Genomic DNA, 19007 nt, shown 5'->3' with positions numbered 1-19007 from the left:
GCCAGTCCTAAGCCGCGGTTTCTCCCTCGATCAGTTCGGGTGCAGCCAAGGTCCGCGGCACAGACTCCACCGCGGGAGGAGTCTGCAGGCCATCGGTGTCCATCGCATTGAGTTTTCGCGCTGTGGGCAAGACGCGAGCTTCCAGCGTTCCTACGAGCGCGTTGTAACGGTCCACCGAAGTCTTCAACGACGAACCTAGCTTGCCCACATTGTCACCGAGCGTACCCATGCGTTCGTACAGTTGACGGGCTAGTTCGAAGAGCTCCCGTGCGTTGTCCGTCAACACATCTTGCCGCCAGGTGAAGGCAACAGACTTGAGAACCGCCAACAAGGTTCCCGGGGATGCCAGCACCACGTTCCGGGAAAGGGCGTGGTCCAAGAGCGCGGGATCCGCTTCGAGCGCAGCGGCCAGGATGGATTCTGCGGGAAGGAAGCAGATCACAAGCTCCGGGGAGTTGCCGGAGATGTCCCAGTATTTCTTGGAACCCAGCGCATCCACGTGGGCCTTGAGGGCCTTTGCATGGGCCAACAGCAGGGCATCTGTGCCATTGCCTGACGACTGCATGCCGTTCCCTGCCGGGTGCATGGTGTTGCCCTGTTCCTGCGCGGCGAGGTAGGACGCCAACGGAACCTTGGCATCCACCACCAGCTGTTTTCCACCCGGCAACTGGACAACAAGGTCCGGCCGGACGGTGGTATCCGCGGAAGCAGAGTGCACTTGTTCGTGAAAATCGACGTGCCGCAGCATGCCTGCGGCTTCTACGACTCTGCGCAGCTGGACCTCGCCCCATTGCCCCCGGGCGCTGTTGGATCGCAGTGCCGACGCCAGTGCGTGGGTGGAGCGCAAGAGCTGTTCGTCGGAGAGGCGGGCTTCTTGCAGCTGTTGGGCAAGCTGGCCGTACTGTTCCAGGCGGTCCCGTTCCAGAAGCGAGACCTGCTGCTGGACGGCCGTCAGTTTCTCGGCAACAGGGGCAAGCGCACGCAATACATTGCCGTCCTGGCTTCCTGGATTCGTTCAGCTCACGGTTCTGCGACAACAAAAGCCGCCGCTCGGCGTCGGCCGCAGCAAACTGGGCGTTCACGGCGGAAAGCCGGGCCGAGACGCCGTCGAAATCTTCTTCCAATGCGACGTTGCGACGCCGAAACAAAAGGAACCCGGCCACCAGGCGCGGCAGCCCCCAGAAGGAGCATGAACAAAGCGAGAATCACTGCAAAACCATCCATGTCTCCAACCTTGGCACAGGGGCCGGACAATATAGGGAAGACGGGCCCTCGGCCCCGGTCACCCCTTTCCGGGCATTCCTTCCCGCAAAGCTTCCGCAAAGCTTCCGCAAAGCATGGACGCACGCTCAACGGGTAGAATCAATGCTCGTGGCTCTTACTATCGGCATCGTCGGACTGCCCAACGTCGGCAAATCAACTCTTTTCAACGCACTGACCCGCAACCAGGTGCTGGCCGCGAACTACCCGTTCGCCACCATCGAGCCCAATGTCGGCGTCGTTAACCTGCCCGATCCCAGGCTCCAGCAGCTCGCGGACATCTTTGGATCCCAGCGCCTGCTCCCGGCCGCGGTTTCCTTCGTTGATATCGCCGGGATCGTTAAGGGCGCTTCCGAAGGCGAAGGACTGGGCAACCAGTTCCTTGCCAACATTCGTGAGGCAGAGGCCATTGCCCAGGTGGTGCGGGTGTTCGACGATCCGGACGTTATCCACGTCGACGGCAAGGTAGACCCTCGCTCGGACATGGAAACCATCAACACCGAACTTATCCTCGCTGATCTGCAGACCATCGAGAAGGCCATCCCCCGTATCGAAAAAGAAGTGAAGATCAAGAAGCGGGAAGCCGCGGAACTGGCAGCAATCCTGGCTGCGCAGACCGTGCTGGAACGCGGCGACACCATTTTCTCGTCGGTCAAGAGCGACAAGCTCGAAATGGAGCACCTCAAGGAACTCAGCCTCTTGACAGCCAAGCCCTTCATCTACGTCTTCAACGCGGACGAGGGAATCCTGGGCAGCCCTGAGAAGCAGGAAGAACTGCGCGCCATGGTGGCGCCGGCCGATTGCATTTTCCTTGATGCCAAGCTCGAATCCGATCTCGTTGAGCTCGACGAGGAAGAAGCCCGCGAGATGCTCGAGATGAACGGCCAGGACGAATCCGGCCTCGATCAGCTGGCACGGGTCGGATTCCACACACTCGGGCTCCAGACCTACCTCACGGCCGGTCCCAAGGAAGCCCGTGCCTGGACCATCCACCGGGGCGACACCGCTCCGCAGGCGGCCGGGGTCATCCACTCGGACTTCCAGCGGGGATTCATCAAGGCCGAAGTTGTCTCCTTCGATGACCTTATTGCCGCCGGTTCCATGTCCGAGGCCAAGTCCCGCGGCAAGGTTCGCATTGAAGGCAAGGAATATGTCATGGCCGACGGCGATGTGGTGGAATTTAGATTCAACGTATAGGTCCTGACCTCCTGAGACCTATTGCGATGGCCGCTAAGAACACAAGTTCTTGGCGGCCATCAGCTTTTACATCAATGCGTCGGTACCGGCCTGGCGGGGTTCGGTGTCCCGTTTGAATGCTCAACGTCGAATGCTCAAAGGGCAGCTCTGATCTGCTTCCGGCTGCCCCGTCGCTCAGTTCTGCAGTCGGACGGCCTCAACGACGTCCTCAACGCGAAGCTCATGCACGGTCGCTTGCCAGTAGGAGGTCCTTTCAGAGACGGCGGGGTCGAAGATCGACTCCCAGGATGCTTCAATCTCGTTCCGCAGATAATCGGGCCAGGTACTGACCGCGTCGTATCGGACGCCAGCGGCCTGCACCTGGTCGAAGAAGTCGTCGAGTTCGACGTCGAGCCTGTCACCGTAGGCGTCGTCGCTCTCGCCCGGGAGCGGCAGGACGTTAGGCGACGCGTTCAGCACCCGGTGCCAGTGGCCATACATCGACAGGAGCACGCGTTCCCGCGGAACTCGGCGGGTCAGGAGTATATTCCCGTCCGGCCAGCACCAATTGGACACCAGGTCCCGGCGCCGGATCTTCGCCCAAAGCCACAAGGCCCCCTCGCCCCGAGTCGGCAGACGCTGCTCCATCTGGCGGAACATCCAGGCGTAGGCGTCCTCAAAGTCAGGATCAGCGCGGGAAGGGTCCGGTACGATCCGTCCGGTGGAGAGGAGCTCCTCGAAGGCCTCCTCGGCCTGGAGAGTATGGAGTAACAGGACCGATGATCCGATGTCGTTGGGGATGCGTCCCGGCGGGACCGCGCGGTCTCGGCGAGCGGTCCGGATGGGAAACTTCATACGCCTATCATGGGCGCCCTCTGTGACATTTCGGTCGTCTGGACTGCCGCTCCGTGTCCATATCAGGATGCTTCACAGGCGGATTTCGATGAGACAGCAAAATGCGAGCCTGCCCATTCGCCGCAGCATAGACTCACCTCAGAGACCAACAAGATCTGGGGGAACACATGAGGCCTTCATCTGTGCAGGCATGCGCGATGTGCGGAACGCGGCCGACGGACCGCAACAGGGACGTCCGCTTCCGGCTTCCGGACCCGGTCCTAAACAGCCCTGACCAGCACACGGCCGAAGGCAGCTGGCTTAGCGACCCGGACCCGAATGTTGCCACGCTCATGCAAATCCCGGAGGTCAGCCCCTTCGTCCGTGCGCTGCTTTCCGTACGAGTTGAGGGCGGTCACGAAGTTCGCTTCGGTGTTTGGGTCGCCGTTCACCCGGACGATCTTCAGCGGGCTTTCGCGGCGTGGAACGCTCCCGAATACAGCGAGCTGAAAATCACTGGCTACCTGGCCAACAGGATCGAACCATGGGGCCTCTTCGCGGTCCCGGTGAACCTCGCCGTCCTGAATCCGGACCACACTCCGTATTGTGTGAGCAGCGCCAACGAGCAGCTAAGCGAAGTGCTCACCAAGGTGTGGCCCCACGACGTCCTCGCGTCACTGCCCTAATACAGCAGCCTGCTGGCGGCCCGCGGCCGCATTCGTGCCGATCGGTGCGTTCCGTCCATTCAACCGCGGAATGGCTCAGCTTAACCGCGGCACCAGCCTCGTTTACCGCGACGTCCGGTCATCGTGCAGCATCCCCCGCCCTTGTTTCCCTTGTGATGGTCATCCGTGACGCGTGGTCTCTAACTTGACGGTTTCCTCGACGCGGGTCAGATACCGCCGTATATTTTTTCGCCACACCTTCTCGTACCGGCTGGAGAACCCGGGGATTGCCGGGATCGTAGCTGTCATCCCTATCGTGAGAGTGCACCCGCTTTCCGATGGCTCAATCCGGTAGGTCTGTACCATGTCATCATTGGAAGGCGCGACAGTAACCGTCTTTGCCCAATACGGGGCTTCTTCCTCAACAACCTCGACCGTCGAGGCTGACCCGTCTGCCCGGATGAACCGCTGTTGTTCCCCTACCCCTGTCGGGGTTCCAGACACCGTGAACGCACGTGCCGCATTCGACAACATGACAGCGCTCTCGGCCGGGTGGATCAGCGACCACACTAACTCTGCCTCGCACGGGTAGCTTTCCGACTCTTCAGCCCGGAGTGTGCGGCCGGGAGCAATTACGCCCTGTGCCGCTGCCTGATGGTAACGCCTGACTGCCCGTCGGCTTCTTGATCTGAGGAACCAGCCGGCAGCCGTCAGGGCGACCATCAGAATCACCAGCCCGGCGATCATCCCGAATCCAAGCTGGGGATTACCTGCAGCGTCAGCCATGGCAGCAAGCACGAGGAGTCCAGCGAAGCCGACAATGACAAGAACACCGGCGAGGAATCTAAGCAAAGTCATCACTAGAGCATTATCCAGCCTCGTGCGGTCCGTCGCCGTTCCGGCTCTCCAATCGTCAAGACAAGCCCGACGGTCTCCGTATGCCCTCCACTGAGACCGTGTAGGGACTTGGCCAGTGCACCGGCTTGCTGCTCGGTAGCGAGAACAGGCGCCCGTAAGCCGGTCGATCACCGTGCCGCGGAACGCCGCCAGACAGCGGCAAAGTTCACACCGTTGCTGTGGCCTAGGCGATCTGCGTAAGACCCGCACGGTGACATGCACGATGACGGAGGATTACTGCAACCATGTTTTCTAAGACTGGAGTAAAGATCGGCGATGCCCCCGTCTCAACCACGAGCACACCCGCGCTCTCGCACGACATCGGAGGACGGCCTCAGGCCGGCGCTTCGGTATCACGGCCGAGACTGTTGATGGGACACCTGGGGGCGCGGCTTGGTGTCGCCTGTTTGCCGCTGACGATGCCGGGTAAGGGTTTGTCGCCCCGGACATCCCCGAACTCATGATCGGGTGCTGCCGGGCCACCGCGGCACGGGAGTTGGCACGGCCCTTATGGACGTACTGATCGGACGAGGAGCAGCCCGTGGTTTGCGGGCTGTCAGCCGTCGTCGGCTTTTTCTGCGGACTCAGGCATGGAGCAGCCCGTCGATGACGCGCCGGCCGGCGCTACGTTCCCGCGTGGCGAGGGAATCCATCAGGTCCACGGCAATCGCGGCGACCGGTGCCTTCCCTTCTTCGAAGGGGTTGAAATCAACCTCGTGGATAATGGCGTTGCCGTCGGGGTCCTGGACCATGCCGAGTGCGTCTGCGAGGGCCTGGGCGTCTCCGGCCATGACATAGCCTTCGGCGATTCCCCCGCCCCCGGACATCCCGAAGGTCTCGGCCATGTCCTGATCCTGCATGGCGGCCGCTCCGCTGACGATCAGATGGTCGATCAGGATGGCGATCCCGTCGGGGCTGACCCTGAAGCGCAGGGTCCTGTCTTTGTTCCGGGCCAGGATACGCACGGTGTCCGCGTCCATCTCATTCAGCCTGCTTTTTAGCCGGGATTTCTCCGAGGAGGAGATCCAGTTCGGGTTGCGGCCGGAGAGCAGCGCCAGAGCGGCCCAGGCGACTTTGGCGGTCCAGGGGCGACCCCGGCGGGTTCCGGCTGCCGCGAGGCGCTCCACGGATGACCGGCTTAATAGCTTTGCCCTACCGGCTGTGCCCTCAACCTTCAGCTGGCCGTTGTTGATGAGCTGGCGCACTGATTGCTGGGTGATGCCAAGGCGTTCCGCTGCCTCGCGGGTGGTCATGGTGGTCGTCGTAGACATACACTAATACTTTCTTGTCAAAGCAATAGTGTCAATACACTAATGCTTGCTTATCGACGTATTAGTGTGTTCCTAGGGGCAGGCCGTCGTGAACGCAGCCATGCTCGTTGCCGCCGCCGACTGCCTGTCAGGCTGTTGACGGGCCGGAAGCACATCATTCGCCGCCGCTGACACCGCCGCCGACATCCTCGAGGGCGTCGATCTGAGCGGGCATGAGGCCAATCGTCACCGGCGGGCGTAGCCGGCTCGGCTGGGAGGTCACCCGCGCTCTTGCGGCCACCGGCGCTACCGAGACGGTCGCGATCGGCGGCATGTATCTCAAAGACAGCAACGTGACCCTTTTCCTACCAAGGAACGCGTGTGCCGTCCCCAGACCAGAGGGCCCCGGTGGGGCCATCGTCGGGGATGAGCGCGAGACGAACGACTCCCGTGGCAGCCTCGGCCGGGTCCCAGCCAACCGACATGCCCGCGATGAGATTGGTGCGGCGCAGACCCTGGTGCTAAAGCATTCACCTTGACCCCCTCACCGAGGGCCTGAGCCGTCAGCAATGTGACGGCGTTGACCGCGGTTTTCGAGCCCCGATAAGCCAAGCCACCCCCTTTTGCTCGTTCCCAGTCGAACTGCGGGTTCGGGCCGCCGCTCCAAGTGAGTGATCCGGTTCCGCTGGACACGTTGACGATGCGGGGGTGCGCCGACCTCAGTAACGCAGGAAGGAACCCCTGAGTGACGGAAATGAGGCCGAAGACGTTAGTCTCAAACGCGACCCGCACCTGCTCGAGAGTGGCGCCGTTGATGTCTTCCCCACCGGGGTTTACTCCCGCGTTGTTGACCAGGATGTCCAGCTCGTCGATCTGCTGCACCGCCGCGGCGACCGACGGCGGATCCGTGACGTCGAGTTGCACGATCCGCACAGCCGAGCCAAGTTCTTTCGAGGCATGCTGTCCCTTGTCGAGGTCGCGCACCCCGATCCACACGGTCACGCCGTGGTCGAGCAATTGTCTCGCCGTCTCGAATCCGATGCCGCTGTTGCCTCCGGTCACCAGCGCGACTGAGCCCGGCTCGGGTGAACAAACCTCGGCAGGAAGGCAGTCAGTGATTGTCATTATGCCCCTTTCCAACTCCAACGACGTGGTTAGAACGCTACCTCACGTCCGTCTATCACCCGCACTATTCCAATGGCGCCAGGAAAGCCTCAGCGTCCAACACCGCTGTCGATTCACCAAACAAGCCTCCCTGCGAGGCCCGTAGCCGTAATTCCCTTAGAACAGCGGCCAAGGCACCGCCGACATCTCACCGCTCGGAGCCGGAAACCGCCCTGCCAAACGCAACCCGGCGCAGCGCGCGGCGAGCGAAGCGATTTCTTCGGCGCTGAGCAAGTCCGCCAGGTTTTGGCCCAGCTCACCGTGCAGTCCTTCGCTGACACGGTCGATGCCGTCGCGTTCCTCGGTGGTCAGAGCGCCTCCTATCCATCCCCACAGCACCGTGCGCAGTTTGTGGTCACGGTGAAAGGTGAGCCCATGGTCGACGCCGTGCCGGTGTCCGTCCGGCATGGCAAGAATGTGGTCGCCTTTGCGGTCGGCGTTGTTGACGACAGTGTCGAACACCGCCATGCGCCTTAGCGCTGGCGAGTCTTCGTGAACGAGGGTGACCATCTGTCCGTTTTCATCTCGTCCCTCGAGGACGTGTTTCCAGCCCGTCTCCGGCACGTGGTCCGTCGCGACCAGGTCCACGGCGTTTTGGGCGGGGTCCTGGTCCTGCCAGAGCTGCACCATTCCTTTGCCCATCGGACCATCGCGCAGCCAGGTGTGCGGCACGATGTCCCAGCCGAAGGCCTGCGAGACCAGGTAGGCGGCCACCTCCCGGTGAGCCAGGGTGCCGTGGGGAAAATCCCATAGCGGAGTTTCGCCTGCTATGGGCTTATAGACGACCACCACGTCGCCGATGCTGCCCAGGAATGTGGCGTTTGAAGCCGTCGTGATGCGGCCGGTGAGCGTCAGCTCGGCGGTCACCAGGTCCGGCGCTGGCATCAGACCTCGGGAAGGGTGCAGATGTGCCCGTCGGCGTCTATGGGGTTACCGCAGAGCGGGCATATCGGACGCCCGGCGCCCACGACCTCACGGGTGCGTTTGGCGAAAGCGCGGGCGGTGCCGACAGGCATTCGCACGAGCAGCATTTCGCTCTCGTTAGCGCCGTCCTCATCAAGGGATAATTCGTTGTCATCGGCGTCGACATCGACATCGGTGAGGGGGTAGGCCTCTAGTACGACCTGGGCCGTGGTTGGGTCCCAACCTAAGCTCATGGCGCCGGTGCGGAACTGCTCCTGAACGGCCTCGAGCTGGTCATTGTCGACAAGTTCAATGGGTGTACTCGTGGGAATGCTGAAGGGGTTGCCCTCGACGGTGATGAGCTGGTCGAGAATTTCGTCGATCTTCTCCGCGAGCAGAGCCGACTGCTGCTTCTCCAAGGCAATACTCACGATCTGCTTCCCTGCGCGCACCTGCAGGTAGAACGTACGCGCCCCCGGAAGCCCAATGGTGCCGACGACGACCCGATCAGGCCAGGCAAACTCGTGAACACGTGTAGGCATGTCAGTATTCTAGGCACATGTGGTTCGTGGCGCCTCTTGCCCTGGACCGCCACCCACCGGCGCATCGCCAGAGTGGATGCCGTTCGACAGCCACGACAGATTCCCCGCGTCGGTGTTGATCGCATGGACGCTCGGCCGGCTAGCACCGTAGCGCACGATTGACACGGAGGCGGGGCCCACGTTTATACGCTGGAACAGGTCAAGGTGCATGCCGAGCGCGTCGGCGAGGATTGACTTGATGATGTCACCGTGACTCACCGCCGCCCACACGGCCCCTGGCCCGTACTCGGCTTCGAAGGCTGCATCGCGGCGTCGAATCGCTGCCACCGACCGAGCCTGCATCCCCGCCATGGATTCACCGCTCGGAAAGACGACGGCGGACGGTTGCGTCTGCACAACCGGCCACAAATCCTCGGTCGCGAGATCACTGAGCGTGCGGCCCTGCCACTGGCCGTAATCGCACTCGGTGAGATCGGGATCGACCGGCGCGTACGGCGCGCCAGCCTGGCGATCGAGGATGAGCCGGGCCGTTTGCTGACAACGCTCAAGAGGGCTCGAAACCACCGCGACTAAGGGCACGGCCGCGAGCCGGTCTCCGGTCAGGGCCGCCTGTCGCGCCCGATCTGGTCCAGGCTGACGCCGACGGCCCGACCGGCCAGCAGCCCAGTGGCATTGGCTGTGGTGCGGCCGTGCCGCACGAGAATAACTGTCGCCATCCACACAGCCTAACCACTCGCTCGCTGGCTGTGTGAACCGCACTGGGTCGTGCGTCGAGCAGGCAGATAAAGCACCGGCGGAACCCTTCAAACACGCCGACGCGCTCAAGGCCGCCCATGCGGACGCGGCGCGCGTTGACCAGCTCACGGCCGGAAGAACCGCCACAGCAAGAACACCCGACCAAAGTCGGCCCCCGCATGGAGGATAGGCGGTCGAGAGTGGTCCCGACAGAGATGTCCCCGTTTCGGCAGGCGGCCAGCGCTTGCCGGAATCCCGGCCATGCCCGGTTGGCGCCGGTGGGCCCTGGTCCGTGAATGTCCTGTCCGGTGCCACTCGAACTACGTACGCGGTCAAGTGCTCACGAATGCTGGCGCTCTTGACCGCGACAAGCAGTTGGCGGTGGTTTCACAATTCACCGACCTCATCGCAACGGCGGGGAGCGACGACTCCCTGAAGACTCGCAAGGGTTTCTGCGAGCCGCCAGTAGCCCGCTGCTTCCGTCGCTTCGACATCCATCATGTGCTCCTACTACTTGTGTCGAGCTTGTTCTTCGGCGGTCCGCCGGCCGGTGCGGGCGCTTCCTGACGGCAACGGCTCCCAGGGTTTGCCTATGTTGTGGTTGCGCTGCAGCGCAACGGAAACCAGAACCTTGAACGGGTCGTGGCATCTCGGCACCCGAATCCGATGTCTCTTTCCCTTCCATTGCATGCAGTGACCTGCAACCCTTACCCAGCCCTTATTGGACCGGACGGGAGGGGTCGAGACAGCCGGGGTACAAGTTCGTGAGCTGTCGTCAGGCGGGGTTGCGGCGTGCTCGGACTGCGGTTGTCGCGCTCCTAGTTGGTGTTCGCAAGCTGATCAGCGATCCGGATGAGCGGGCCGGTGCTCCGTTGAGCCCGGGCAAGCAGGACGGCTCCTTCGGCCGCCGCAACTAGCAGGGTCGATCGTTGTCGAGCCTCCGCAACTGGAACCCCCACCCGGGCAAACAAGCCGACAAGGGCATCAATGCTGGCCGCGAAAGCGACGGCACCCCGGTCGAGCATGTTGGCGTCGTTGCCGCCAATAACGACGCCTGCAACCGCACAGCCAGCTTTGAAATCGGTGGCTTCGAGGATGCGACGCCAGATGTCAAAATAGCCGCGCACGACGTCGGCCGGCCCCTTCGGACTGATCAAGGCGATCTGGTCTGACATCCATTCGATCGAGTGCTCGATCGCGGCCTCAATGAGTTCGGTGCGGCCGCGCGGAAAGTGGTGGTAAACCGAGCCGCGAGGGGCTCCCGTGCGGGCGAGCACCTCGCGGGTGGCCATACCTTCTAAGCCCCGTTCGGCAATCAGCAACCACGCAGCCTCGATCATCGCATCACGCACATTCTGAGACACCGCGCCACTCTCCCTGTCGTCCCCTTGTCGACCTGCTGAATCTAGGCCAAAAAACACACTATGCCATGGTACATACTCGGTTGGACGATTGACTATGCTATGTTACATAGCATATGCTGCTTCTTGTTCCCATCGATCTTCCCTTTCGCCTGGAGGTAAACCGTGTCCGCAGCACCCCTGTCCGTCCATGTGTACGTCGCACCCATGCGCCCGTTCGTCGGGGCTTCCGGCGAGGCGGGGGACCAGCCGATTTGGTCCCCGATGAGCAGCACCCTCATCGCCGGAGAGCGGGACGCTATCCTCGTCGACACGCTGGTCGCCCATGAACAGGTCGACAGACTCGCGGACTGGGTCCGCAGATTCGACAAGCGCGTCGTGGCCGTCTACGTCACCCACGGGCACTCCGACCACTGGATCGGTCTGGCCCAACTGCAAAAACACTTCCCCGGTGTCAAGGGCATTGCTACCCCCGATGTCGTCGCGCGGGCCACCTTCGAGGCGACCGACCACGGACTGTCGAACTACTGGCAGGCCAGCTTCCCCGGCGAGATCCCGACCGAGCCCGTGCTGCCTGAGGCCATGACCGGCGACACATTCGAACTCGAAGGCCACGTGCTGCGGGCCGTCTCGGTTGGCCAAGGCGACACCGAACACTCCACGGTGCTGCACGTCCCCTCAGCCGACCTCGTTGAGGGCGGTGACGTCGTCTACAACGGCGTACACATGATGACGGGAGAAGTCGTCTACAACGGCGTACACATGATGACGGGAGAAACCGACGCAGCCAGCCGCCAGGCCTGGATCGAGAGCCTGGATAGGGTCGCCGCGCTGAACCCGAAGATCGTGGTTGCGGGCCACAAGAGCGTTGGCGCCCCCGACCTACCGGAATCCATCGTGGCCAGCCGGCAATATCTGCGCGACTTCAGCCGCATCGTCAACGACGGCGGCGGCGTCGAAGACGTCGTTGCCGAGATGCTCAAGCTGCACGGCGACCGCGACAACCCCCGCACCCTTTGGTACTCCGCCCGCTTGGCCGTCTCCAAGCGGGACTAACGGGACCCGGAAACGACGAGACGTCACGACTGGCCCCACGAAACCGAGACTACGGAGACATTGCTATGAGCCACGATCCCTCTACAACTGCCATCCTTCTGGTCGACCCCTACAACGACTTCCTCAGCGAGGGTGGCAAACTATGGCCCCGCGTCGCGGCCATAGCCGAAAAAGTCCACTTGCTTGATCACCTACGCCAGATCGTCTCGACCGCCCGGATCACTGGCGTCCAGATCATTTTCGTGCCTCACCACCGCTGGCAGCCGGGGGACTACGCGGACTTCCAGAACGCTACGCCCTACCAGCTGAGCTCGGCCGAGGCCCAGGTCTTCGCCAAAGGCACGTGGGGAGGCACCTTCCACGACGACTTCCAAACCCAGCCCGGCGACATCGTCGCGGCGGAACACTGGGGGTCAAGCGGCTTCGCCAACACCGACCTCGACCTCCAACTCAAACAACACGGCATCCGCCGCATCGTCCTGATCGGCATGATCGCCAACACCTGCATCGAGTCGTCGGCCCGCTTCGGCATGGAACTCGGCTACCACGTGACCCTCGTCACCGACGCCACCGGCGCCTTCAGCCCCGATGCCATGCACTCCGCCCACGCCATCAACGGGCCGACCTTCGCCCACGCCATCCTCACCACCGACGAGCTGATCAACCAGCTGACCGCCTGAGCGCGGGCCTACATTCGCCGCCACAACCGGACTTCAGGAGAACCCATGGACTTCCCGATCCTGGCTGAAACCAGCCCCGACGTGACCATCAACGCCCCGGTCGACAGCATCGACCTCGCCGACTGGGTCTTCGGCATGACCGACGCCGAATACCAAGCCTGCTCCATCAACCACATCGCCGCTGCGGCCACGCGCACCGCCGACGGCAGACGGATGTCGATCAACATCGAGCGAGTAGGCCCGCTGATCGTCCAGCATTACATCGAAGACATCGCAGACCGCGCCCACTGCCGACTCATCTCCGCCTCCGACACATTCGGCCCTGACGTCGACGACCGCGGCCAGCTCGGCGTGCTCTGGCAGTTTTCCGTCGAAGCAGTTGACGACGGGACCGCCAAGTTCACCAACCACATCCGGGTCAACGCTGCGGCTGGCTACCAGGAAGAGCTTCGTCGGCAAGGCGCCACCATGGAACAGGTACGGGAGCGCACCGAGGCCGCGCTCATCCCGCACAATATCGAAGAGACGCCGCTGTTCGCACGCGACATCGAACGCAAAGCCCTCAATGGCCGCTGGCGGCGGTAGTGCTCACGTAGGCAGCGCCGCAGGCCTTCGCGCTCTACCTCTGGAATATGCGTCTAACTGGTGGGTCTTTGAAATGATCGGGACGGTCGAAATCGCGATAAGGGAACGCCATCGACGAGCAGCTGCGTAGCTGGAACGTTGTCCAGAACCCGAGGCAAGGTCGGGCAAGTCCGTATGGCGAGGAGTGGTTAAAGGACCCGGATAGTCCTTTGTGGAGCGTATTGAACGCCACTTAGCGCTGCGTTCACAGCAGAACCGCAACGAACTGTGAAACCACTCAATAATGAAAACCGCCGGACTCCCACACCGTTTATCGGACAGTCCCGCAGACCCGTGCTTGCGGGCGAGCGGCACGTGTTACCGCGGATCAGCACGAAAGCTATCAAAGCGGATGACGCCGTGGCCGGATAGCGGGACGACCTGCTCGCACGTGGTGTGCAGGCAGGCCGTCAATATTGAATGTTTGTACTTTTCTTAATCCCGGGCACGGGCGTTGGAGTCGCCGGAGTTATCCTGCGATGAGGAGTGGAAGAGTTCTTCGAAGGTGCCCGAGGTGGTGGGTGAGCAGGTGTTTGCCAGGCAGCCGAGGTGCCACATGTGCTCGATGGTGGAGAGCAGGGTGTAGTGGTCCGAGAGCCTGGTTGGTTGTTTTGTGGGGCCCTTCGGACGAGTTGATCACGATCATGGGGGCGTGCCCGCCGCCCAGAACGGCGCCGTTCTGTCCGACCGGGCTGCCCGGTCCCCCGTCGGACCCGGAGTAGTCATTCTCGTCCCAGGCCAGGACAATGCTGGACTTGGTCGTCTTCCACGTCGTGGAGTCCATGATCTGCTGGACCGTCTGCTTGACATAGTTGTCGCCGAGCTGGATCGCTCCGTGGTCAAGGCCGGAGTCAGGATAACCGCACTGGGGCATCCCAACGAGGGCGGCCCCCGACGGGGAGACCCCGTGCATGTCGTGGCACTGATTCGGGCTGATCCAGACGAAGTTCGGCACCTTGCTGCTGGCCAGATCGGCCTTGAGGTTGTTTTCCTGGGGCACGATGTTCTGCAGGCGCGGGCTGCCGGGGTAGTTGATGTCCGAGAAGTACATGAAGGGGTTGTGTTTCTGCGCGTATAGCTTGACCGTGGTCGAGCCGATCGTGGGCGCGTACTCGACCTGGGAGCCGGCGCTTGGAAGGCTCTCCATGTACGCCTTCCAGCTCAGGCCCTTGTTCTCAAGCTGGTCGACAATGTTTTTGCCCGAGAACATGTGAGCGGTGGAGGAGGCGCTGGCGACCTGGGCCGGGGTGAGGCTCCCGGTGACCGCCGTGTCGCTGGAACCGGGAACAAACTCTTCGGGGGCACACTTTACATCTGCGCCGGCTTTGCAGTCATCCCAGATGCCCTGGGAGCTTCCCGAAATGGTGGCCAGGTAGTTGGGCAGGCTCGGGTGGGTCACGCCGTGGTAGTTCGTCGCGGTATTGTAGCGCTGGGCAAGGGTATTGATGTACGGCGCGTCGGCGGTGTTGCCGATGACCTGGTCATATCCGTGGTTCTCCATCATGATGACGAAAACGTGATCGGGACCGTCCGTCCCCTCCCCTTTGGCCTGCTCGTTGGCCTGGGCGACACTGCCCGACGTCGTGCGTGCGTCCGCGGGTGCGGCACCACCGGCGACTGCGATTCCGGTGAACGCGACGGCGGCAGCAAGCGCTGTTGCGCCTGCCCTCCGGCTCTTCAGCATGCTGAGCATTGAATAATCCTTTCGGGTTGCGCCCCGGGCGGGGCGCCTGTTTCTCGGGTAGTCCATCAAAGTAAGGCTGAGTTGGTGGCCGGATCGACGACAGCGCTATCGGCCCGCGCTCCTACGCCGGTGCGGTTATCGGCCGAGCTGGGGGTCGCTGGTAAGCGGGCGCCCGTTTTCGAGCCGGCCGGCCAGAACGCGGACGAGCTTCGGGTCACCGGCCGAGGTGATGGTCAGGTCATACCAGCCGCCCTGGGTGGGGATGACAACGGTCTTGCTCTGGCCGGGGTTGAGCGAGAGCGTCTGGGTTCCGGACCCGTACGCGTCCTTGAGGGTCAGGGCTGCGCCCGCGGAGCCGGTGTTCTCGATCCGGAACTTCGCGTGCGGGGCTTTGCCGTCGGCGGTGACGGTGACGCGGAGGTCCGCGCCGGCCGTGGCGCCGGCGAGGCGCCGGTACCAGCCGGCTGGCCCGTGCATGTGCACGTCGTACTCCGTGCCCAGTGCCCAGGACCCGTCGAGTGCGGACGCTGCCCCGATGGTGTAGGAGTAGGGAGCCTGCGGCAGCAGGTTCGAACGAACCTGTACGTGTGCGCCCAAGGTGCCTTGGTTTGACCAACGCGCCGTGAGCTTACCTGCCTCGACCTTCGTCTCGACCTCGAGGGCGTAGCCCAGAGGACGGGACGGACGTGTGCCCTTCTCCTGCGCGGGCACTGTATTCATCCCCGGGGGTGTCGGAACATAGCTCGGGTGGCGGTTATGGTCCACCGGCTTGTAGGCCGAGGTGTCCGGCAGGGACGGCGCCGCGCCGCCGCGGTCGGAAAAGTCGAAGGCGCTGGTGAGGTCGCCGCTGACCGCGCGGCGCCACGGGGTGATGTTCGGCGAGGCGACGCCGAAGCGGGCTTCGAGGAACCGCACGATCGACGTGTGGTCGAATGTCTCGGAGCAGACGAAGCCGCCCATGCTCCACGGCGAGGCCACGATCATCGGAACGCGGACGCCAAGGCCGAAGTGCCCCGGGACGTCCTTGCTGCCGTAGAACGTCGGGGTCCCGTCGTACCACTCGCCGGCGGTCGAGACGGTGGACGCTCCCGGGATGTTGGGGGTGTTCGGGTGCGGCGGGACAATGTGGTCGAAGAAGCCGTCGTTCTCGTCGTACATGAACAGCACCGCTGTCTTGCTCCACACCTCAGGGCTGGAGGTCAGGATGTCCAAGACGTTCGCCGCATACCATGCGCCGAAGTTCGGCGGCCAGTTCGAGTGCTCCGTGTAGGCCTCGGGCGCCACGATATAGGACACCTGGGGAAGCTTGCCGCCTGCTACATCCTCGCGCAGGACCCGGAAGAGGTCATCGCCGGCCTTCGCGTTCGTGCCGGTGCGGGCCTTCTCGTACAACGGGCTTCCGGGCTTCGCGTCCTGGTACTGCTTGAAATACAGGAGCGAGTTGTCCCCGTAGTTGCCGATGTACGCATCGTCAGTCCAGCCCTCATAGTGCGCGGGGTCGAGGCCCTCGCCGATATCCTGGTAGACCTTCCAGGAAACGCCTGCCTTCTCAAGCTCCTCGGGGTAGGTGCTCCACCAGTACCCTTTTTCCTCGTTCCACAAGTCAGGACCGCCGCCCTTCCGGCCAGGGTCATCCCCGCCGGCGAACATGAAGTAGCGGTTCGGGTCCGTCGGACCAAGGACCGAGCAGTGGTACTGATCGCAGACCGTGAACGCGTCGGCAAGGGCGAAGTGGAACGGGATGTCCGTGCGCCCGTAAAACGCCATCGTCGCGTCGGTCTTCTCCGGCAGCCACTTATCGTACTTGCCGTTGTTAAAAGCTTCATGGGTGAGCTGCCACGAGTGGTCAAGGTCTTCCATGAACTGCATACCCAGGTTCGGCGCCGTCGGGTGGAACGGAGTAACCTCGCGTGTGGCGTTGGCCTGGTGGAACGCGTCCTTGCCGGACGGCAAAACCGCGGGGTGCGGGTCCGAGAACCCGCGCACGCCCTTGAGCGTGCCGAAGTAATGGTCGAAAGCGCGGTTCTCCTGCATGAAGATCACCACATGCTCAACGTCCTTAATCGAGCCAGTGGCCCGGCTCGCGGGGATCTCCGCGGCCCGGGCGATGCTCTGCCCAAGCATCTGCGAGATCGCAGTACCCGCGGCACCAGCGGCCGAAAGCTGAAGAAAACGACGGCGGTCCAAACCGGCCATGGAGCTGCTCCTAATGCATTGTCTTACAAGTTAGTGGCCCCCGCATGGAGTCTCCCAGTCTCGGGTAAAAGCCCGGTGCACTCCGAGTGAACAATGCGCAGCATACTTACCTAAACGATGGCGCGCGGAAGGAAGATGGCAACGTAGCGCCCCTGCTCCGTTGTCCGCGGCCGCGAACTGCACGGAGGCCAGCGTCAGTGCAGCGACGAGGGACCGGAATGCCGCGGCGGGCGTAGGAGTCAGTCACTCCCAGCCGTTCTCTGCAGTTCGACGAAAGGACTATCAGCATCAGGCCTGAAGGCTGGCATCTCGTCATGATCGTGCTGAAGCTGGTGCTCCGGACAAATTCCCGCAGATCCGTGTGCCGCCGCGGCGGATCAACGAGATTGTGCATGGCAAGCGCGGCATCGCGATGGCCTACGCGGCCAGATCGATGGTCGACGTCGGGCGCATCGACTTCGGCTATCTTGGCTGCCGTGAAGGGGTCGTCCCGTTCTATGAGCCGTGCGGTTGGCGTCGAATCGTCGTCGCTGCGCGGGCTCGCTTGGTGAACAGCAAGACGGTTTCATGGAGTGTTTCGGCATCACGGAGAACAGGCTCGCCGTGTCGATCAACGTGCCATCCCGCCTCTGAAAGTCTCATGTACGGATCCTGGCGGCGCGGGCAGGCGATGCGGGGGTTCCCACATTCGTCAGGTCTCAAACAGTGATCCAGGAGAGTCCATCTCTCGAGTTATCCACATACGCAAACGCGGCGGTCCGGCGCAGCTTGCAACCTGGCGATACTTGGGGAATGGGAATCAGATATTACGCATACGCATTCGACGCCGACGTCACTGAACAGGCGCTTTCCGACCCGACCAGTGTCATGTCGTCCGATCCACTTGTTGATGCTTGGGGAATTGAACCCGGTGTCGGGACCAGTAGAACCGCCTTCGCTCAGTCGGTATCTGAGCGCGACATGCTCTACTTGGACAAGGCATGGCGGCATCTGCAGGTTCTCACTGGCCCACTGCGAGCTGGCATGGCGGCGCGACCCGCTTTTCGTATGTTTGAAGGCACAGTGACCATGCATGCCGAAGGTTGGGAGCCGTGGGTGCGGGCGCTGACTCCGTCGGAGGTTTTGACGACTGCTCAGGATTTGGAGGATGTCTCTGATGCGGAGGTGAGGCTACGGCTGCCGGTTTCGCCGTATGTTGCTCGGGACGTTGACGTTGAGTATGCCGTGGGTTATCTGCGTCGCGCACGGGTCTTCGCCTCGAATCTCGCCGACGAGGGGCGCGGCATGGTCTCCATGATTGGGTAGGCAGACAGTCGGGGGCGTAAGTGGGGCGATGTCGTGGAGCTTAGGTTCAACCTGTGATTGGGACCCGAGTTCCCTTGCGCCGGTGACGCCGCCCTTTTAGACGTTCCAGTGGTAGTGGCCGTTCTTGTCGGCGCCTTTGCCTCCGCAGATGTAGGTCCGGCCATTTGCCGCAACGCCTTGCATGCCGACGTCGGCATTCGGGCAGAAGGCTCCAGGGATGATTCCTTGGACCACGTTTGGTGCTGCGGGTTGCGGAGCAGCGGGGACAGGATCGGCGGGTGCTGCCGGTGCCGGTGCGGCTGGCACAACAGGCGCCGGTGCCTGCACTGCTGGTGCGACGGGTGCCGGTGCGACGGGCGCTGCTGGGACGGCTACGGGTGCCGCTGATGACGGAGCAACGGCAGCTGGTGTGGGGGCCGCGGGAGAAGGCGACGACGAAGAAAATGTCGAACTGGCTCTTTCGCTTGGCGAAGCAGTAGCCGTAATCACAGCTGTTTCGCTTGGCAAGTTGCGCACTTGAGAAGCCGGGGCGCCGCAGGCGGCCAGCGCCAAGCCGACGAATGCGCCGATGAAGGCACGCTGAATGGAGCGGGTTGAGACCATGATTCCCCCAAAATAGACCAGTAAATTGAGAAAAGACTAGCCCTGGGCAAGGGGGAAAGTGAGCCCAACCCG

18 protein-coding genes and 2 pseudogenes are annotated in these 19007 nt (G+C 62.8%); 8 read left to right on the top strand and 12 right to left on the bottom strand.

From position 1 onward, the window contains the following. Window positions 1–7: 7 nt before the first annotated feature. Window positions 8–1224: pseudogene (locus ACF0H6_RS05980) on the bottom strand (DNA recombination protein RmuC). A 147-nt stretch (window positions 1225–1371) separates the two neighbouring features. Here ACF0H6_RS05980 and ychF point away from each other — a divergent pair. Beyond that, entirely contained in the window at window positions 1372–2457 is a 1086-nt protein-coding gene (gene ychF, locus ACF0H6_RS05975) for a redox-regulated ATPase YchF (RefSeq protein WP_395248838.1), read from the top strand. A gap of 174 nt (window positions 2458–2631) precedes the next feature. On the opposite strand, the gene ACF0H6_RS05970 is transcribed toward ychF, so the two are convergent. Next, window positions 2632–3291: a DUF3841 domain-containing protein gene (locus ACF0H6_RS05970; protein ID WP_395248837.1), complete on the bottom strand. Its 660-nt coding sequence runs from the start codon at window positions 3289–3291 to the stop codon at window positions 2632–2634. A 197-nt stretch (window positions 3292–3488) separates the two neighbouring features. On the opposite strand from ACF0H6_RS05970, the gene ACF0H6_RS05965 reads away from it, so the two are divergent. Further along, the gene (locus ACF0H6_RS05965) at window positions 3489–3956 is read left to right on the top strand and encodes a DUF2199 domain-containing protein (RefSeq protein ID WP_395248836.1); all 468 of its coding nucleotides are present in this window, start codon (window positions 3489–3491) and stop codon (window positions 3954–3956) included. 159 nt (window positions 3957–4115) lie between these two features. On the opposite strand, the gene ACF0H6_RS05960 is transcribed toward ACF0H6_RS05965, so the two are convergent. From ACF0H6_RS05960 to ACF0H6_RS05935, 6 genes and pseudogenes are all read right to left on the bottom strand, one after another. Further along, window positions 4116–4793, bottom strand: coding sequence for a hypothetical protein (locus ACF0H6_RS05960; protein ID WP_395248835.1), 678 nt, complete (start codon window positions 4791–4793; stop codon window positions 4116–4118). A 623-nt stretch (window positions 4794–5416) separates the two neighbouring features. Further along, a complete protein-coding gene (locus ACF0H6_RS05955; RefSeq protein ID WP_395248834.1) occupies window positions 5417–6103 on the bottom strand; it encodes a helix-turn-helix domain-containing protein in 687 nt (228 codons plus the stop codon). A 318-nt stretch (window positions 6104–6421) separates the two neighbouring features. Then, window positions 6422–7207 (bottom strand): SDR family NAD(P)-dependent oxidoreductase, encoded by a 786-nt coding sequence (locus ACF0H6_RS05950; protein ID WP_395248833.1) that lies wholly within the window; start codon window positions 7205–7207, stop codon window positions 6422–6424. Between the two features lie 156 nt (window positions 7208–7363). Beyond that, a complete protein-coding gene (locus ACF0H6_RS05945) occupies window positions 7364–8131 on the bottom strand; it encodes an SCO1664 family protein (protein ID WP_395248832.1) in 768 nt (255 codons plus the stop codon). Then, entirely contained in the window at window positions 8131–8691 is a 561-nt protein-coding gene (locus ACF0H6_RS05940; protein WP_395248831.1) for a DUF3090 domain-containing protein, read from the bottom strand. Before ACF0H6_RS05940 ends, ACF0H6_RS05945 begins: the two co-directional genes overlap by 1 nt. 9 nt (window positions 8692–8700) lie before the next feature. Beyond that, window positions 8701–9407: pseudogene (locus ACF0H6_RS05935) on the bottom strand (histidine phosphatase family protein). 400 nt (window positions 9408–9807) lie between these two features. Between ACF0H6_RS05935 and ACF0H6_RS05930 the strand changes: the two are divergent. Further along, window positions 9808–9993, top strand: coding sequence for a hypothetical protein (locus ACF0H6_RS05930; protein WP_395248830.1), 186 nt, complete (start codon window positions 9808–9810; stop codon window positions 9991–9993). Between the two features lie 251 nt (window positions 9994–10244). Here ACF0H6_RS05930 and ACF0H6_RS05925 read toward each other — a convergent pair whose 3' ends face one another. Further along, window positions 10245–10790, bottom strand: a complete 546-nt coding sequence (locus ACF0H6_RS05925; RefSeq protein ID WP_395248829.1) for a TetR/AcrR family transcriptional regulator — start codon at window positions 10788–10790, stop codon at window positions 10245–10247. A 162-nt stretch (window positions 10791–10952) separates the two neighbouring features. Here ACF0H6_RS05925 and ACF0H6_RS05920 point away from each other — a divergent pair, with 162 nt between their 5' ends. The 3 genes from ACF0H6_RS05920 to ACF0H6_RS05910 all read left to right on the top strand — a co-directional run bounded on the left by ACF0H6_RS05920 (window position 10953) and on the right by ACF0H6_RS05910 (window position 13108). Beyond that, window positions 10953–11843, top strand: a complete 891-nt coding sequence (locus tag ACF0H6_RS05920) for an MBL fold metallo-hydrolase (protein WP_395248828.1) — start codon at window positions 10953–10955, stop codon at window positions 11841–11843. A gap of 65 nt (window positions 11844–11908) precedes the next feature. Next, a complete protein-coding gene (locus ACF0H6_RS05915; RefSeq protein WP_395248827.1) occupies window positions 11909–12523 on the top strand; it encodes an isochorismatase family cysteine hydrolase in 615 nt (204 codons plus the stop codon). Between the two features lie 45 nt (window positions 12524–12568). Next, window positions 12569–13108: a hypothetical protein gene (locus ACF0H6_RS05910; protein ID WP_395248826.1), complete on the top strand. Its 540-nt coding sequence runs from the start codon at window positions 12569–12571 to the stop codon at window positions 13106–13108. A gap of 508 nt (window positions 13109–13616) precedes the next feature. Here ACF0H6_RS05910 and ACF0H6_RS05905 read toward each other — a convergent pair. Beyond that, window positions 13617–14840, bottom strand: coding sequence for an alkaline phosphatase family protein (locus ACF0H6_RS05905; protein ID WP_395248825.1), 1224 nt, complete (start codon window positions 14838–14840; stop codon window positions 13617–13619). A gap of 126 nt (window positions 14841–14966) precedes the next feature. Next, window positions 14967–17027 (bottom strand): phosphocholine-specific phospholipase C, encoded by a 2061-nt coding sequence (locus ACF0H6_RS05900; RefSeq protein WP_395248824.1) that lies wholly within the window; start codon window positions 17025–17027, stop codon window positions 14967–14969. A gap of 792 nt (window positions 17028–17819) precedes the next feature. Here ACF0H6_RS05900 and ACF0H6_RS05895 point away from each other — a divergent pair. Next, window positions 17820–18332, top strand: coding sequence for a hypothetical protein (locus ACF0H6_RS05895; RefSeq protein WP_395248823.1), 513 nt, complete (start codon window positions 17820–17822; stop codon window positions 18330–18332). Window positions 18333–18428: 96 nt separating this feature from the next. On the opposite strand, the gene ACF0H6_RS05890 is transcribed toward ACF0H6_RS05895, so the two are convergent. Beyond that, window positions 18429–18566 carry a hypothetical protein gene (locus ACF0H6_RS05890; protein ID WP_395248822.1) on the bottom strand — a complete coding sequence of 46 codons (138 nt, stop codon included), beginning with the start codon at window positions 18564–18566 and terminating at the stop codon, window positions 18429–18431. Between the two features lie 2 nt (window positions 18567–18568). Between ACF0H6_RS05890 and ACF0H6_RS05885 the strand changes: the two genes are divergently transcribed. Continuing rightward, the gene (locus ACF0H6_RS05885; RefSeq protein WP_395248821.1) at window positions 18569–18811 is read left to right on the top strand and encodes a hypothetical protein; all 243 of its coding nucleotides are present in this window, start codon (window positions 18569–18571) and stop codon (window positions 18809–18811) included. The last annotated feature ends 196 nt before the right edge of the window (window positions 18812–19007 follow it).

It is taken from the genome of Arthrobacter sp. NA-172 (assembly GCF_043952055.1).
In the GTDB taxonomy this organism is placed as follows: domain Bacteria; phylum Actinomycetota; class Actinomycetes; order Actinomycetales; family Micrococcaceae; genus Arthrobacter.
The sequence above is the reverse complement of the archived record's forward strand: the minus strand, read 5'-3'. Positions and strand labels throughout refer to the sequence as shown.

Excerpts from the sequence above, each read along its gene's own strand:
- ACF0H6_RS05905 (WP_395248825.1), bottom strand. The coding sequence starts at position 14,840 with ATGCTCAGCATGCTGAAGAGCCGGAGGGCAGGCGCAACAGCGCTTGCT.
- ACF0H6_RS05940 (WP_395248831.1), bottom strand. The coding sequence starts at position 8,691 with ATGCCTACACGTGTTCACGAGTTTGCCTGGCCTGATCGGGTCGTCGTC.
- ACF0H6_RS05895 (WP_395248823.1), top strand. The coding sequence starts at position 17,820 with ATGGGAATCAGATATTACGCATACGCATTCGACGCCGACGTCACTGAA.
- ACF0H6_RS05955 (WP_395248834.1), bottom strand. The coding sequence starts at position 6,103 with ATGTCTACGACGACCACCATGACCACCCGCGAGGCAGCGGAACGCCTT.
- ACF0H6_RS05910 (WP_395248826.1), top strand. The coding sequence starts at position 12,569 with ATGGACTTCCCGATCCTGGCTGAAACCAGCCCCGACGTGACCATCAAC.
- ACF0H6_RS05945 (WP_395248832.1), bottom strand. The coding sequence starts at position 8,131 with ATGCCAGCGCCGGACCTGGTGACCGCCGAGCTGACGCTCACCGGCCGC.
- ACF0H6_RS05950 (WP_395248833.1), bottom strand. The coding sequence starts at position 7,207 with ATGACAATCACTGACTGCCTTCCTGCCGAGGTTTGTTCACCCGAGCCG.
- ACF0H6_RS05915 (WP_395248827.1), top strand. The coding sequence starts at position 11,909 with ATGAGCCACGATCCCTCTACAACTGCCATCCTTCTGGTCGACCCCTAC.
- ACF0H6_RS05965 (WP_395248836.1), top strand. The coding sequence starts at position 3,489 with ATGTGCGGAACGCGGCCGACGGACCGCAACAGGGACGTCCGCTTCCGG.
- ACF0H6_RS05900 (WP_395248824.1), bottom strand. The coding sequence starts at position 17,027 with ATGGCCGGTTTGGACCGCCGTCGTTTTCTTCAGCTTTCGGCCGCTGGT.
- ACF0H6_RS05970 (WP_395248837.1), bottom strand. The coding sequence starts at position 3,291 with ATGAAGTTTCCCATCCGGACCGCTCGCCGAGACCGCGCGGTCCCGCCG.
- ACF0H6_RS05960 (WP_395248835.1), bottom strand. The coding sequence starts at position 4,793 with ATGACTTTGCTTAGATTCCTCGCCGGTGTTCTTGTCATTGTCGGCTTC.